Source organism: Plantibacter sp. 2H11-2, from assembly GCF_050031945.1.
GTDB lineage: Bacteria > Actinomycetota > Actinomycetes > Actinomycetales > Microbacteriaceae > Plantibacter > Plantibacter auratus.
In genome coordinates this window covers 650,137-664,452 of sequence record NZ_JBNBBL010000001.1, presented here as the reverse complement: position 1 = coordinate 664,452, position 14,316 = coordinate 650,137, and the positions used below count along the sequence as shown (strand labels likewise).

Sequence of the window (14,316 nt, the reverse complement as noted above, 5' to 3'; positions counted from 1 at the left end):
TTCTTGGCAGTCCACTCAAGCAGTGGGCCGCGGCGGGCCTGTCGTTGAACGGCTGACGGAGGCGCCCTCACCCGGGAGGCCTCTCGTGGGCACTTCGACGGGCTCAGTGACCCGGAAGAGGTTCGCCCGCCATGTCTCGGTCCCTGAGCCTGTCGAAGGGCAGCCCGGGCCGTGCCACCTCGGTGAATGGGGAGGTTCGCTCGGTCCACGTGGGACGCGCCAGCCACGTGAACTCGGCCTGAGAGGTTCGTGGCAGGCCGCGCAAGCGGTCGAGCATGGCATGCACCCGCCCCTACGCTGGACGCTTGCGCCGTACGGTATCGGTCGGCGGAGGAACACCTAGTGCACGACCGGCTCGAGGAGGCAAGGATGTTCGTATGGCAGAGCTGGTGGGGTGTCGCCGCAGCAGCCGGGATAGCGCTGATCGCAGCGCTCGTCGTCATCGTGATCGTGTCGGTCTCCTTCCGGATGGCGGCGCGGCGGAGCGACTGGCCGGGTGCGCTCGCCGGGAGTGCCAGGCACCCCTTCCGGGCCCTCGTGATCCTGGTCGCCGTGTGGCCGGCGGTGGCGGCGACGCTTCCCGATGAGACCGCCCGTGGGTTCATCGACCAGACCTTCCGGATCGCCGTCATCGCCGCAGCGACGTGGCTGGTCGCCGCGCTGCTCGCCTTCGTCATCGGGCTCGGCCAGGCCCGGTACCGCATCGACGTCCCGAACAACAAGGTCGCCCGCCGCATGCAGACGCAGCTCGCGCTCGTCCGTCGCCTGGCGATCGCGGTCGTCGTCATCGTCGGTGTCGCGTCGATCCTCCTGACGTTCCCCGGCGTCCAGGGCGTCGGGGCGAGCGTGCTGGCCTCCGCCGGTGTCGTGAGCATCGTCGCCGGCCTCGCGGCGCAGTCCGTCCTCGGGAACGTGTTCGCCGGGATCCAGCTCGCCTTCAGCGATGCGATCCGGGTCGACGACGTCGTCATCGTCGAGGGGGAGTGGGGCCGGATCGAGGAGATCACCCTCACCTACGTCGTCGTCGGCATCTGGGACGATCGCCGCATGGTGCTCCCGTCCACCTACTTCACCTCCACGCCCTTCCAGAACTGGACGCGGAACACGAGCGAGCTGCTCGGGTCGGTCGAGTTCGACCTCGACTGGTGGGTGAGCCCTGCGGTCATGCGGACCGAGCTGGAGCGCATCCTCGACCGCACCGACCTCTGGGACGGCCGGGCGCAGGTCCTGCAGGTCACGGACGCCGTCGGCGGCTACGTGCGCATCCGCATCCTCGTCACCGCGGTGGACGCACCGACCCTCTTCGACCTCCGATGCCTCGTGCGCGAGCAGATGGTCGAGTGGATCCTCGCGCAGAACCCGTCGGCGATCCCGCGCAACCGGGTGCAGATGGTCGAGCAGGAGCCTCGTCCGGTGCCGAAGCGCGGCGGGCCGGTCACCGAGCCCGTCGGGCTGTTCAGCGGCAGCGCCGAGGCCGAACAGCGCGCGAGCCTCTTCACGTCCTCGATCACCCTGCCCGACCTGGACGACGAGCCCGAACGCTGACCGTCGCACGACCGGACGCGTGTGCACCGAATCGTTGTCGTTCCGGCGATCCTGTATGCGCTTCCCGTCGCTACCATCAAGGGAACCTCGCCGGGTGACCTGCCGGCGGGCCGTCGGTGTTGCTGCCGACACGAACGGACGGCGCCGGCCCGAACCCCGGCAACGGCATGCGAAGGAGACCGCGCGTGAACGACGACACCCTCTTCCTCACCGATGAGGACACCGCCGTCCCCGGCGAACGCCCGGAGCAGCGTCTCGAACGACGCTCCGCGTCCGTGCTGAAGCACCGACTCCTCGAGCAGGAACGCAAGCAGTTCGAGGAGTCCCTCGCCTCGGCCAAGGCGGACGGCGCCCTCGAACGCGCAGCGGCCCTCATCGTCTCCGCCCGGCGACGCTTCCTCATCGGGGCGTCGAAGTCGTTCACCTACGCGTCCCTCCTCGCCGCGGACCTCAGCTACGGCCTCGCGAACGTCACGCTCATCGACGGCACCATCGTGCGTCCCCTCGACGTCCTGAGCGACGTGCGCACGAGCGACGTCATGATCGCCGTGTCGCTGCAGCGGTACCGGAAGTACACGATCGACTCCGTCGTCCCATTCGCCGAGGCGGGAGGCAGCCTCGTACTCATCACGGACGCGCCGGACGCCCCGCTGACCCCGTACGCCGACGAGACGATCGTGCTCGGCCGTGCCGAGGACGGCCACCCGAGTTCCTCGATCGGGATCGCGCTCACCCTGCACATCCTCGCCACGCTCACGACGGCCAGCGCCAAGGGCGCCGGACGTCGGGCGGTGGAGCGGGAGCGCCTCGCCGAGACGCTCGGGGTCTACGTCTCCGACGAGCACTGAGCGCGGACCGGGATCAGCTTCCCGAGCCCTTCCCCTCGCGCACGATCGACAGGGGTTCCGTGATGTCCTCGAGGGACTTCCGCGCGGCGTCGACGCCGAAGATGAGGGCGATCAACCCGCCGAGGACCATCACGCCGGCACCCACGAAGTAGCCCACGGTGAGCGGCCCGCGGTCGGTGCCGTCGCCGATCAGGATCCCGTAGAGCAGGGGCGCGACCGAACCCGCGATCTGTCCGATCGCGAAGAAGTAGCCGATCACCTGGCTGCGGAGCTCGAGCGGGAAGATCTCGCTCACGGTCAGGTAGGCGCTTGACGCACCGGCGGAGGCGAAGAAGAACGAGACGCACCAGAAGATCGTCTGGGTCGTCGCGTCGAGCGCACCGGCGTTGAAGAGCACCGCCGACACGGCCAGCACCGCCCCGGAGACCCCGTAGGTGAGGAAGATCATCTGGCGACGACCCCAGGTGTCGAACAGCCTGCCGAGGAGGAGTGGGCCGAGCAGGTTGCCGATCGCGAAGGGGAAGAAGTAGTACTGCGTCGACGAGGGGCTCGTGCCGTAGAAGTTCTGCAGCACGAGCGCGTAGGTGAAGAAGATCGCGTTGTATAGGAATGACTGGGTGATCATCATCGCGAGGCCGACGAAGGTGCGCTTCGGGTACTTCGAGAAGAGGACGCCGAAGATGGTCCGGATCGGGATGTGGCCCTGGGCCTGGACCGTGAGCGCCTTCGACTCGTCGACCGGGTCGATCGTCCCGCCCTGCTTGCGGACGGTGGCCTCGATGTCGTCGACCGTGGCCTCCGCCTCCTGTTCCCGACCGTGCGTCATGAGCCACCGCGGACTCTCGGGGATGTGGCGGCGCAGGAAGATGATGGCGAGACCGAGGACCGGCCCGATGAAGAACCCGATGCGCCAGCCGACGTCCTCGGCGAAGTAGTCGGTGTTCAGCAGGAACAGGTTCGCCGCCGATCCGAGGGCGGCGCCACCCCAGTAGGTGCCGTTGATGGCGATGTCGACGTGCCCGCGGTACTTCGACGGGATGAGCTCGTCGATGGCCGAGTTGATCGCCGCGTACTCGCCGCCGATGCCCATGCCGGCGAAGAACCGGAAGATGGCGAGGAACCAGAACGTGGGGGACAGGCCGGCGATGCCGCTCGCGACGAGGTAGATCGCGAGGGTCAGGATGAAGAGCTTCTTGCGGCCGAGGCGGTCCGCCATGCGGCCGAAGACGAGGGCACCCGTCACCTGGCCGAGCAGGTAGATCGTCCCGAGGAGGCCGACCTCCGCCGCCGACAGCCCCAGCGACTTCTGGAATCCGGCGGAGGCGACGATCTGGATCTCGAGGCCGTCCAGCACCCATGAGAAGCCGAGACCGACGACGATCATCCAGTGGAACCGGGTCCACGGCAATCGGTCCATCCTGGCGGGGACGAGGCTCCGCACCGGGGCAGGTAGCCCGGAGGTCGACGTGTTCGACATGGAATGACTCCTTCCACGGCCGTCCCGTCGACGGTCGATCCGGGAGATGACGCTACTCCCGCGGCGGGCATCGGACGTCGCTGATCGGTGCCCCTTGACTTCGTCCTGGCGGAGGAGCACCCTACGCCCGGCACCCCGTGCGATGGCGCCCGGTGGCGCGGAATGGTCGTACGCTCGAAGCGCGACGAGATCGCGGACGGCTGCCGAGGGCCGTCGAGGAGGAGGCGACATGCACCTGGTCGAGGACAGCACCGAGACGGACATCACGCGGGTCTTCCAGGACCGGATCACCTCCGGCGTCGCCCCGGGGTCGTACGTCGCCGTGTTCGACCGCGAGCGGGTCCGGTTCGAGCAGGGGTTCGGCGGGGTCGCCGTGGGCGGTCCGGTGCCCGACGCCGACACGCTGTTCCGCATCGCCTCCTGCACGAAGAGTTTCACCGCGGCCGTGCTCCTCATCCTCCGCGACGCCGGCCGCCTCGACCTGGACGCGCCAGTGGACGGGTTCGTGCCGGAGTTCGCGCCGGTGCTCCCTGACGGGATCGCCGTCCGGCCGACCGTGCGTATGCTCCTGACGATGTCGGGTGGGCTCGGAACGGACGATCCCTGGGGTGACCGCCAGGAGTCGATCACCGTGGACGAGTTCCGGCGGCTGCTCGTGCGCGGCGTCCGATGCGTCACGACACCCGGGACGGCGTTCTCCTACTCGAACCTCGGCTACGCGTTGCTCGGGCAGGTCATCGAGCGTGTGACCGGTGGCTCCTACATCGACGCGGTGACCTCGCTCCTGCTGGAGCCGCTCGGACTCGGCGCCGTGTTCGAGCGACCCGAGGGCGACGGGGCGGTCACGGCGACCGGTCATCGTGTCCGCCGCGAACGGGCCGTCGATGAAGACGGCCGATTCGTCGAGGTCCCGTTCTCCGGCCCCGGGGTCTTCTCCTCGATCGGCGGACTCTTCGCCTCGGCCTCCACCCTGATCGGATGGGTGCGCTGGCTCGACGGCGCCTGGACCGGGGACGAGACCGGACCACTGTCGAGCGCCAGCCGCCGCGAGATGCAGCAGCTGCACCGGCTGGCTCTGTCGCGGCCCACCCTCGACGGCGTGCCGCCGAGACTCGCGCTCGGCTACGGCTTCGGCCTCTTCGTCGAAGAGGACGCCGACCTCGGGACGCTCGTCTCGCACTCGGGCGGCTACCCCGGTTACAGCGCCCACATGCGGTGGCACCCGACATCGGGCTTCGGCGTCGTCGCCTTCGAGAACGCCGGCTACGCCGCCGTGGCGAAGCCCGCCGAACAGGCCCTGCGGCTGGCGATCGCCGGCGCCCAGACCACCGGTGAGCTGCCGGAACCGGCGATCCGCCCCTGGCCGGAGACGCTTGTGGCGTCCATGACCGCGACCGGGCTGCTGTCGCACTGGGACGACCGCGTCGCCGCCTCGCTGTTCGCCGAGAACGTCGCCCTCGACCGGCCACTGGACGAGCGACGCGAGGCGGTCGACGCCGCTGTCGCCGCCGTCGGTGGCATCGCCGAGGTGGCTTCAGGGCGCGCGACTCCGATCTGCGATTCGCCGGACCACCTGGTCTGGTTCGTCGAGGGGACCGAGGGGCGCCTCCGCCTGGAGGTCCGGATGACACCCGTGCTTCCGCTCCGGGTCCAGACCTTCACGGTGACGGTCGACGACCAGGGCGAGTGAACGCCGAACGCCGGCAGCTGAGGCTCAGCTACCGGCGTTCAGGTGGAACGGTGTGGCTCGGTTCAGCCGATCGAGTCGTCGTCGCCGTTGCCGTTGCGGTTCGTCGGGGAGATGTCCTCCGTCGACTCGACGTATTCGTAGTCGGTCGTCGTCGGGCCGTCGTGGTCACCGGTGTTCGTCGCTTCGCCGACGGGACGGTAGATGAGCTGGCCTTCGCCGTAGGGCAGGACGAGCTCGCCGTCCTGACCGTCTTCGAGCGGGATGATCTCGCTGTCGAGCGGGCCGCCGGTGAGTTTCGCAAGAGTCTGTGACATGTCGCCAGCCTAGCCCCGACGACTGTCAGAGTGCTGCGATGGTCCAGGACACCCGGTGTGGTGTATTGGGAGCCAGGACGACGAGGTCGGTCCCGGTCGAGAAGGCGTCGGGTGGGCAGGTCATCGGTTCGACGGCGAGCCCCAGTCGGTTCAGCTCCGCGACGGGCTGATCGGCCGTGTGCACCTGGACCCAGGGCAGACCGTCACCCCAGTGCATGGCGACGCCGCTGCCGGATGGCGTCGTCACGCGCACCGTGACCCGGCCGTCGACGTCGCGATCGAGCGCCGTGTACGCGTGGTCGACGAAGGTGTCGCCGATGGCCCGGGGTGACCGGAAGTCGAAGTGCTCCGTCGCCTCCGTGTCGACCGGCTCCAGCGAGACCGGGCTGAGCCGGTCCGGCGTGACGGTGAGCACCTCGGCAGCGGGCAGTTCGAGCGTCCAGTCGTCGACACGGCCCTCACCCGCAACGAGGTACGGGTGCGGTCCCGTGCCGTAGGGCGCGTCGACGTCGCCGAGGTTCAGCGCCTCGACGTCGGTGCGGAGTCCGTCGTCGTCGAGCGTGTAGGTCGCGGTGACCTGGACGCGGAACGGATAGCCCTCCTGTGCCTCGATGACCACGCGGAACGCCGCCGACGCCGCGCTCGACGACACGAGGTCCCACTCCGACCAGGCGGCGAGCCCGTGGAGGGCGTGACCGCGAGCGGGTTCCGTGAGTGCGAGCTGGTAGTCGACGCCCGCGAAGGTGTACCGGCCGTCGACGACGCGGTTGGGCCACGGGGCGAGCATGGCGCCACGGAACGCCGGACGGACCTCCTCGGCGTCGAACGGGACGACGAGGTCCCGGCCGTCGTGTCGCAGGAACCGCAGTGAGGCACCGACCGAGGCGATCGACGCGGTGTACGCACCGTGCTCGAGATCGACACGACGTCCCGAGATCGGACGTCGGTCGACGGAGGCGGACGGGGACACGGCGCTGGTGGATTCGATCACGGCCCCATTCTGTCGCATCGACGCCGACCGACCCGGCCGACTGGCGGTGCGGGTCGGGCGGTGGGACGCGGCTCAGTCGAGGGAGCGGCCGCGCATGTCCGAGAGGAACAGTGCGGCGACCGCGGCGACGACGAAGAAGGCGGCGAACACGGAGAAGAGCAGTGCCTGCCCTGCGAGGAGGAGCACCGGGACCGACAGCGGGGCGATGATCGAGGCGATGCGACCGATACCGGCGGCCCACCCCGCCCCCGTCGCACGGAGCGCTGTCGGATACAGTTCCGGGGTCGTCGCGTACAGCGCGCCCCAGGCGCCGAGGTTGCAGAAGGACAGGCACATCCCGAACACGATGATCATCGGTTCGGTCGTCGCCGTGCCGAACAGGACCGCCGACACCGCGGAGCCCGCCAGGAAGGTCGCGAGGGTCTGCTTCCGGCCCCAGGCCTCGATCAACCAGGCTGAGACCGCGTAGCCCGGGATCTGGGCCAGGGTGATGATGAGGGTGAAACCGAAGGACCGGACGAGGGAGAACCCGGAGGCGACGAGGATCGTCGGGATCCAGATGAACGCGCCGTAGTAGGAGAAGTTGACGCAGAACCACACGATCCACAGCGATCCGGTGTCGCGGCGGTGCGTGGGCACCCACAGCCCACGGAGGCGCTCACCGGCGGAGAGGCCGGCGCTCACGGTGGTGTCGGTGGTGGTCTCACCGGCGGCCTCCTGGTGGGCGAAACCGGCCGATGCCTCGAACTGGCGGACGACGGCTTCTGCCTCGCGGTGGCGCCCACGCGACTCGAGGAACCGCACCGACTCCGGGAGACGCGTCCGCACGATGGCCGCGTAGACCGCGGGCAATGCACCGATGGCGAGCGCCCAGCGCCACCCGTCGTCGCTCGTCGGTACGACCAGGTAGCCGATGAGGGCGGCGGCGATCCACCCGACGGCCCAGAACGCCTCCAGGAACACGATGATCCGCCCGCGGATCCGCGGCGGGGCGAACTCGCTCATGAGGGTCGAGGCGACGGGCAGCTCGGCGCCGAGTCCGAGGCCGACGATGAACCGCAGCACGATGAGCACGCCGAGTCCCCAGGCGAGGGCCGAAGCGCCCGTCGCGATGCCGAACACGAGGAGCGTGATCGCGAAGACGTGGCGTCGACCGACCCGGTCGGCGAGCAACCCGCCGAGCGTCGCACCGATGGCCATGCCGAGGAACCCGGCTGAGGCGATCCAGGAGAGCTCCGTGTTCCCGAGCTGCCACTGCACGGCGAGCTGGGCGAGCACGAAGGACACGAGTCCGACGTCCATGGCGTCGAGGGCCCAGCCGACGCCGGAACCGACGAGCAGTCGCCCGTGGGCCTTGGTGAACGGGAGCGCATCGAGGCGCTCGCTGCGGGTGCGGGGTGTGGTGGGGGCGGTGGACACGTCACCATTCTGGTGCAGGATGTGCCCACCGGCGCCGGTCCGTCGCAGATAGGCTGACGGCATCGAACTGCAGGCGTGCGGCCGGGCAGTTCACCCGCTCCGCCCGCCGTTCCGTCGAAAGGCCACTCCCGTGACCGATGCACCGCCTCCTGACCCGCAGCAGCCTGACGGCCGCCCGACGCAATGGCCCGCGGGTCAGCAGCCGCAGCACCCCTCCGGTCAGCCGCAGCAGCAGCAGCCGTACGGACAGCAGCAGCAGCCCTACGGCGGGCAGCCGCAGTACGGGCAGGGACCGCAGCAGCAGAACCCGTACGGGCAGCAGCAACAGCCGCAGTACGGGCAGGGACCGCAGCAGCAGAACCCGTACGGACAGCAGCAGAACCCGTACCAGCAGAACCCGTATAGCGGGCAGCAGAACCCCTCCGGTGGGCAGCCGCAGCAGCCGTATCAGCCGCAGCAGAACCCGTACCAGCAGCAGCCACCGCAGGGTCCTCCCGGGTACGGCCAGCAGGCGCCGCCTCCCGGCGCCCCGAAGCGCAAGCGGACGGGGCTCATCATCGCCCTCGCCGTCGGTGTCCCGCTCGTGTTGGCGGCGATCATCACCGTCGTCGCCCTCGTGCTCACGCAGGGTGGCGCACCGGTCGCGGACCCGAGCCCCACCCGCTCGGCCACGCCGACGAAGACCGCGTCTCCCACGCCCACGGAGACGGACTCGACGCCCGAGCCGACCAAGACCTACGTCAACATCCCGCCGGATCTCGATTTCGCAGCAGGACAGGACGTCCCCACCGACTGGACGGCCTACCTCACGAACGACTTCGACTCATCGTGGGCGGCAGCGGGTCAGGACGCGAACGGGATCGACATCTACACGAACGCCTCGACCTCGTGTGAGGTGCGGCTCGGCAACATCGCACTGACTCCGGAGGAGATCGCGGTCGGTGACGACCAGCGCTCGAGCGACGCCTATCTATCGAAGTACGTCGGGGCCGACTACGTCAAGGCGGACGGCACGACCGAACAGCTGAACTACAACAGCGGTGGCGGGCTCATCGAGTTCCGGGTCCTGTCGTGGACGCAGGCGACGGGGGAGCGCACCTACTGGGGCGTCCGGTCCCTCACGAAGATGGGGACGCTCGTCGTCTTCACCTTCACCTGCAAGGACCAGGGCTCGCTCGATCTGCTGGCGAACGACGTCGTGAACCTCATCTCCGTGGAGCTGCTCCCGAAGCGCTGACCGGTCCCGTCGTCAGAACGCGCGGAGGACCGCCTGCGCGACCGTGAAGATCGCGAGGCCGGCGAGCGCGCCGACGATGGTGCCGTTCAAGCGGATGAACTGCAGGTCGCGTCCCACGAGCAGCTCGATCTTCTGGGTGGTCTCCCGGGCGTCCCAACGCTCGACGGTCTCGGTGATGATGCTCGCGATGTCGTGCCGGTAGCGGGTGACGACGTAGGACAGGGCGTCCGCGACGCGGGTGTCGACGCGGGTGGAGAACGCCCGGTCGGTCGACAGTCGCCGGCCGAAGTCCGCGATGGTGCCGGCGATCCGCACGCGGAGGTCGCTGTCGGGGGCGTCGAGTGCCTCGAGGAACGCGGTCTTCGCGGCCGTCCAGGTCTTGCCGGCGACCTCCCGGACGCGAGGACTGTCGATGACCTCGTGCTTGGCGTTCTCGAAGCGGGTGATGGTCGCGTCGTCGTGCTGCAGTTGCTCGGCGAGCTCTCCGAGGTAGCCGTCGAGGGCATGACGGAGCTGGTGGTCGGGGTCCGCGCGGACGGCCTGGACGAAGGACACGGCCTCCCGGTAGAGCTTGTCGTCCACGAGCCGGTCGACGAAGGACGGCACCCAGGTCGGCAGACGGCTCGAGACCAGGCGTTCGAACGCCTTCGGATTCGTGCTCAGCCATTCACCCGTGCGGTCGAGGAGGAGGTCGACCGCGTCGTGATGTGCGCCGACGCCGACGATGTGCTCGACCCAACGGCCGATGTTCGGGGCCCACTGCGGGTCGATGAGGTGTTTGGACGCCAACGCCTCGATGACTTCGCGGACGTCGTCGTCGGACAGCGTCTCCAGCAGACCCCGCACCGCGATGGACCCCTCGGCGGTGACCCGCTCGGCGTTCGCGGGCTCGGACAACCATCCGCCGAGCTTCTCCGAGACGGAGACGGACGCGAGCTTCTGCCGCACGACCTCCTCGGAGAGGAAGTTGGTCTCCACGAACTCGCCGAGGCTGACGCCGATCTCGTCCTTGCGCTTCGGGATGATCGCCGTGTGGGGGATCGGGATGCCGAGCGGGTGCCGGAAGAGGGCGGTGACGGCGAACCAGTCCGCGAGCGCTCCGACCATGCCGCCTTCCGCAGCGGCCCTGACGTACGCCAACCACGGGTAGCGTCCCTCGAGTGCGAACGCGACGGCGAAGATGACCGCCATGACGAGGAGCAGTCCGGTGGCCAGGCGCTTCATCGAGCGCAGGGCTCGCGCGCGGTCCGCGTCGGCAGCGGTGAGTTCGAGTGTGGGGGAGCTCGTCATCCGCCCATCCTAGGCTCGTCGCCCGTGTCCTCCGGTCCGATGGAGCAGGAGGACACCGTACCCCCTGGTGGTACCCTGAGCCGGTGATCGAAGACATCAAGAAGCGGGCCCTGCACCGGACGAAGATCCTCGAGGGCCAGATGCGTGGCCTCGAGAAGATGATCGAGAACGAGGACTACTGCATGGACATCATCACGCAGTCGCTCGCCATCCAGAAGTCGCTGGGGTCCCTCAACAAGCTGCTCGTCGAGAACCACCTGCTGACGCACGTCACGCAGATGTTCGAGGAGGGCGGGGACAGCAAGGACGCCGCGGTCGGCGAGCTCCTGCGGATCTTCGAGCTCAGCAACAACCGCGGCTGAGCCGGGCCGTCAGGCCGACCCGAGCCGTCGCACGGGCCCGAGCAGAGCCGTCACGCGGGCCCGAGCCAGGCGTTCGCGACGGTGGCGTGGGCGGACTCGTCGTCGGAAGGATGGAACATCCCGGCGAGGACGTCGCGGTACAGCCGGCCCAATTCGCTCGCGGCGAAGTAGCTGCCGCCGCCGGCGACCCGGATCGCCTGATCGACGACCTCGCGGGCGGTCTCCGTCGCGCGGACCTTGAGCCCGACGAGTTTCGGGAACCAGAGCGCGCCATGGTCGACCCCGTCGTCGAGGTCACGGGCGATGCCGGCGAGCTGTGGCAGCATGCCGTCGTACGCGATGGCGGCCGCCGCGATCCGACGGCGGATGTCGGGGTCGGCCGCGTAGCTCGCGCCACCGGCCTTCTTCGACGTCTTCCGGTGGGCGGTCTCGACCGCCAGTCGGAGGGCGCGCTCACCGATGCCCGTGTACACGGCGGCGATGAGGGTCTCGAAGCAGGCGAAGATCCCGAAGACGATGGGGTCCGGGTTGGGCCCCGGGTCGAGGCGTCGGACGATGTGCTCCGCCGTCGACTCGGCCCCCTGGAGCAAGGTCGTCCTGCTCTGGCTGGCGCGCATCCCGACGGTGTCCCAGTCGTCGAGGATCTCGAACCCGCCGCGCGAGCGCTCGATGAACCCGTAGACCACCTTCGGACCGTCGGCCGAGGTCGTGTCGAGCCCGGTCGTCCCCAGCCAGGTCCACGCGGGCGACAGCGAGGTGAAGATCTTCCGGCCGTGGAACCGATAGGAACCGTCGGGGCCCGGACGGGCTTCGGTGTCGGATCCGAAGAGCACGAGGTCGTTGCCAGCCTCGCTCACCCCGAACGCGTAGAGCTCGTCCCCGGCAGCTCCCTCGAGGACGAAGCGGAGCGAGTCGTCTCCTCGGGTGTGGAGCAGTCGCGCGACACCCGTCCACACGAGGTGCATGTTGATCGCGAGGGCGGTCGCCGGGGCGGCGGTGGCGAGCCGGGATTGGAGCAGCGTGACCTCGCCGAGGCCGAGGCCGAGGCCGCCGAACTCCTCGGGGACGAACGCCCGAAGATAGCCGCACGCTCGCAGCTCGGCGAGGTCTTCGTCGAAGAAGGCGTTCTCGCGGTCCGCCACGGCGGCACGTTCGCGGATGCGCTCGACGAGCCCGTCACTGAGGATCGAGGCGGGGTCGAACGACCGATCGGATGGATGGTGCTGCGCTTGAGCGGTCACCGGTCCATTGTCGCATCGGGCCCGGCCGAGGTGGCAGGTGTCTGCGAGCGGCGAGCAGCCCGCCGACGGCCCGACCTGACGAGGAGGACCACGACCGCGGCGACGACCGCGAGGGGGAGCAACCACGGCACCAGGACGCCGACCACGACGACGAGCCCCGAGGCGGCGGCGACGAGCGCGTTCCACCCGGCGACCACGCCGCCCCAGAAGTCGGTGGGCACACCCGGCGCGACCACGCCTGGGGCCACGAAGCTCACGAACACGGAGGAGAAGTCGACCTGATCGGCGAGCGCCTCGCGCTGGGCGACGAGCCCGTCCAATTCCGCCTGCCGCTGGGACAGGCTGGTCTCGGCGGCGAGGAGGTCGGCCGTCGTGGTCGAAGCCGCCATCAGTCCGAGCAGTCGGTCGACCGAGGCCTGGAGGGCGGTGACCCGCGCGTCGAGGTCGGCGGCCTGTGCCGTGACGTCCACCGCGGACACGGAGAGGTTGTTCACCGTGCCGAGCGCCTGCAGCTGCGCGAGCACGTCGTCGAAGTCGTCGGCGGGGATGCGGACCGTCAGGGTCGCCTGCGCGGCCTGGTCGGAGGTGCCCGGAGTCTCGTCGCGGCTGTCGACGCGCCCGCCCGCCTCGGTGACGATCCGGGTGGCGTCCGTCGCGGTGCTGATCGGGTCGTCAGCGGTGACGGTGAGTGAACCGGTCGTGACCACCTGCTGTTGCGTGAGGTCGGGGGAGGCGGCGCCGTCGACCCCGACCTGCGCGTCGCCGGCGACCTGGCCGGGCGCGGGCATCGCAGCTCGCGAGTCGCTGCCGGCCTCGGTGCTCGACCCGGCCGAGCAGCCCGAGAGGACGAGCCCGACGAGGACGGCGGAGACGAACACGGTGGTGGTGCGGGTCACTGCGGAGCGCTTCATGGCATCACCCTAGGGAGCCGCCGCACCGCGGAGGTGCAGGGACCCTGGGAAGCGGGTCACGATCAGGTCTCGCGACGCGCATCACCCGAGAGAGCCGCCGCATCGCGGAGGTGCAGGGACCCTGGGAAGCGGGTCGTGATCAGGTCTCGCGACGCGACCGCTGTTCGAGTTGCAGCTCGGCCCAATCGCCGATGGCCTTCGTGGTCTCCGCCGGGCGGTCCCGGTGCACGTTGTGACCGGCGCCCTGGACGATCGTCAGGCTGACCTGGCGGTTGGCGAGGACCTCGGCGGCGAGCGCGCCGCGGAAGAGGCTGTACACCTCAGGGTCGGAGGCGATCACGAAGGTCGGGTTGCGCAGAGCGGCCGCTGCGGGGCGGACGTCCCACGGATGGTTCTGTTCGCTCGTCTGCTCGATCGCCCACCGGCTCGCCTCGGACACCGCCTGGACCTTGATCTCCACGTCGAGCGGGTGCCACTCGGGGTTCTTCGCACGGACGGATGCGATCGTGTTGTCGGCGAAGGCGGCCTCCTGGCTGGCCCGGATGATCTCGGCGTCGTGGTCGTCGAGTGCGATGGCGGGGTCGAGCAGCACGACCGCCGCCGCCCATCGGGGATCGGCTGCGGCGGCGATCGCCGTGGCAGCGCCTCCGAGCGAGTGTCCGACGACGAGGTCCCACGCGGCGTGCCCGACGCCGGGCACGGGGGTCGGCCTGGTGGCCAGCAGATCGGCGGCGTAGGCCTCGACCCGGTAGTCCAACGCACGAGGGGCGACGCCGTGGCCGCGGAGGTCGACCGCCTCCACGAGCCACCCGCGATCGGCCAGGGCTGCGCAGATGCGCCAGGTGCTCGGACCGTTGCTGCCGAGTCCGTGGACCACGAGCGCCCGAGCCGACGCGTCGTGGCGACCCCAGCGGTGACGCGGGAGCTTCACGGGCGTGATCGTGCGGGCGGCGAGGCTGGAAGCGGTGTCGACGACGGGCTCGGTCATGCG

The 14,316-nt window shown here is 69.9% G+C and carries 13 protein-coding genes; 5 read left to right on the top strand and 8 right to left on the bottom strand.

The window, feature by feature from the left end:
- Window positions 1-369: 369 nt before the first annotated feature.
- On the top strand, window positions 370-1,545 hold the full coding sequence (locus ACQG07_RS03060; protein ID WP_086474686.1) for a mechanosensitive ion channel family protein: 1,176 nt from the start codon (window positions 370-372) through the stop codon (window positions 1,543-1,545).
- A gap of 185 nt (window positions 1,546-1,730) precedes the next feature.
- Window positions 1,731-2,393 carry a MurR/RpiR family transcriptional regulator gene (locus ACQG07_RS03055; RefSeq protein WP_206428227.1) on the top strand — a complete coding sequence of 221 codons (663 nt, stop codon included), beginning with the start codon at window positions 1,731-1,733 and terminating at the stop codon, window positions 2,391-2,393.
- A 13-nt stretch (window positions 2,394-2,406) separates the two neighbouring features.
- On the opposite strand, the gene ACQG07_RS03050 is transcribed toward ACQG07_RS03055, so the two are convergent.
- Window positions 2,407-3,870 (bottom strand): MFS transporter, encoded by a 1,464-nt coding sequence (locus tag ACQG07_RS03050; RefSeq protein ID WP_426737112.1) that lies wholly within the window; start codon window positions 3,868-3,870, stop codon window positions 2,407-2,409.
- A 229-nt stretch (window positions 3,871-4,099) separates the two neighbouring features.
- Here ACQG07_RS03050 and ACQG07_RS03045 point away from each other — a divergent pair, with 229 nt between their 5' ends.
- Window positions 4,100-5,560: a serine hydrolase domain-containing protein gene (locus ACQG07_RS03045; protein ID WP_426737110.1), complete on the top strand. Its 1,461-nt coding sequence runs from the start codon at window positions 4,100-4,102 to the stop codon at window positions 5,558-5,560.
- A 62-nt stretch (window positions 5,561-5,622) separates the two neighbouring features.
- On the opposite strand, the gene ACQG07_RS03040 is transcribed toward ACQG07_RS03045, so the two are convergent.
- From ACQG07_RS03040 to ACQG07_RS03030, 3 genes are all read right to left on the bottom strand, one after another.
- Window positions 5,623-5,874 carry a response regulator gene (locus ACQG07_RS03040; protein ID WP_079001938.1) on the bottom strand — a complete coding sequence of 84 codons (252 nt, stop codon included), beginning with the start codon at window positions 5,872-5,874 and terminating at the stop codon, window positions 5,623-5,625.
- 25 nt (window positions 5,875-5,899) lie between these two features.
- Window positions 5,900-6,865, bottom strand: a complete 966-nt coding sequence (locus tag ACQG07_RS03035) for an aldose 1-epimerase family protein (protein ID WP_426737109.1) — start codon at window positions 6,863-6,865, stop codon at window positions 5,900-5,902.
- A 72-nt stretch (window positions 6,866-6,937) separates the two neighbouring features.
- Window positions 6,938-8,284, bottom strand: coding sequence for an MFS transporter (locus ACQG07_RS03030; protein WP_426737108.1), 1,347 nt, complete (start codon window positions 8,282-8,284; stop codon window positions 6,938-6,940).
- A 130-nt stretch (window positions 8,285-8,414) separates the two neighbouring features.
- Here ACQG07_RS03030 and ACQG07_RS03025 point away from each other — a divergent pair, with 130 nt between their 5' ends.
- Entirely contained in the window at window positions 8,415-9,521 is a 1,107-nt protein-coding gene (locus tag ACQG07_RS03025; protein WP_426737107.1) for a hypothetical protein, read from the top strand.
- Between the two features lie 12 nt (window positions 9,522-9,533).
- Here the strand turns inward: ACQG07_RS03025 and ACQG07_RS03020 are convergent, their stop codons facing one another.
- The gene (locus ACQG07_RS03020; RefSeq protein WP_274499592.1) at window positions 9,534-10,811 is read right to left on the bottom strand and encodes a DUF445 domain-containing protein; all 1,278 of its coding nucleotides are present in this window, start codon (window positions 10,809-10,811) and stop codon (window positions 9,534-9,536) included.
- A gap of 83 nt (window positions 10,812-10,894) precedes the next feature.
- Here ACQG07_RS03020 and ACQG07_RS03015 point away from each other — a divergent pair, with 83 nt between their 5' ends.
- A complete protein-coding gene (locus tag ACQG07_RS03015; RefSeq protein WP_064296530.1) occupies window positions 10,895-11,173 on the top strand; it encodes a metal-sensitive transcriptional regulator in 279 nt (92 codons plus the stop codon).
- Window positions 11,174-11,223: 50 nt separating this feature from the next.
- Here the strand turns inward: ACQG07_RS03015 and ACQG07_RS03010 are convergent, their stop codons facing one another.
- From ACQG07_RS03010 to ACQG07_RS03000, 3 genes are all read right to left on the bottom strand, one after another.
- Window positions 11,224-12,414: an acyl-CoA dehydrogenase family protein gene (locus tag ACQG07_RS03010; protein ID WP_426737106.1), complete on the bottom strand. Its 1,191-nt coding sequence runs from the start codon at window positions 12,412-12,414 to the stop codon at window positions 11,224-11,226.
- Window positions 12,411-13,325, bottom strand: a complete 915-nt coding sequence (locus tag ACQG07_RS03005) for a DUF4349 domain-containing protein (RefSeq protein ID WP_426737105.1) — start codon at window positions 13,323-13,325, stop codon at window positions 12,411-12,413. The genes ACQG07_RS03010 and ACQG07_RS03005 overlap by 4 nt, the downstream gene beginning before the upstream one ends.
- Window positions 13,326-13,464: 139 nt before the next feature.
- On the bottom strand, window positions 13,465-14,313 hold the full coding sequence (locus ACQG07_RS03000; RefSeq protein ID WP_426737104.1) for an alpha/beta fold hydrolase: 849 nt from the start codon (window positions 14,311-14,313) through the stop codon (window positions 13,465-13,467).
- Between the last annotated feature and the right edge of the window lie 3 nt (window positions 14,314-14,316).

What these genes read in the sequence shown, in the direction of transcription:
- ACQG07_RS03060 (WP_086474686.1), top strand. Translation starts at nt 370, where the DNA reads ATGTTCGTATGGCAGAGCTGGTGGGGTGTCGCCGCAGCAGCCGGGATA.
- ACQG07_RS03050 (WP_426737112.1), bottom strand. Translation starts at nt 3,870, where the DNA reads ATGTCGAACACGTCGACCTCCGGGCTACCTGCCCCGGTGCGGAGCCTC.
- ACQG07_RS03045 (WP_426737110.1), top strand. Translation starts at nt 4,100, where the DNA reads ATGCACCTGGTCGAGGACAGCACCGAGACGGACATCACGCGGGTCTTC.
- ACQG07_RS03040 (WP_079001938.1), bottom strand. Translation starts at nt 5,874, where the DNA reads ATGTCACAGACTCTTGCGAAACTCACCGGCGGCCCGCTCGACAGCGAG.
- ACQG07_RS03020 (WP_274499592.1), bottom strand. Translation starts at nt 10,811, where the DNA reads ATGACGAGCTCCCCCACACTCGAACTCACCGCTGCCGACGCGGACCGC.
- ACQG07_RS03005 (WP_426737105.1), bottom strand. Translation starts at nt 13,325, where the DNA reads ATGAAGCGCTCCGCAGTGACCCGCACCACCACCGTGTTCGTCTCCGCC.
- ACQG07_RS03000 (WP_426737104.1), bottom strand. Translation starts at nt 14,313, where the DNA reads ATGACCGAGCCCGTCGTCGACACCGCTTCCAGCCTCGCCGCCCGCACG.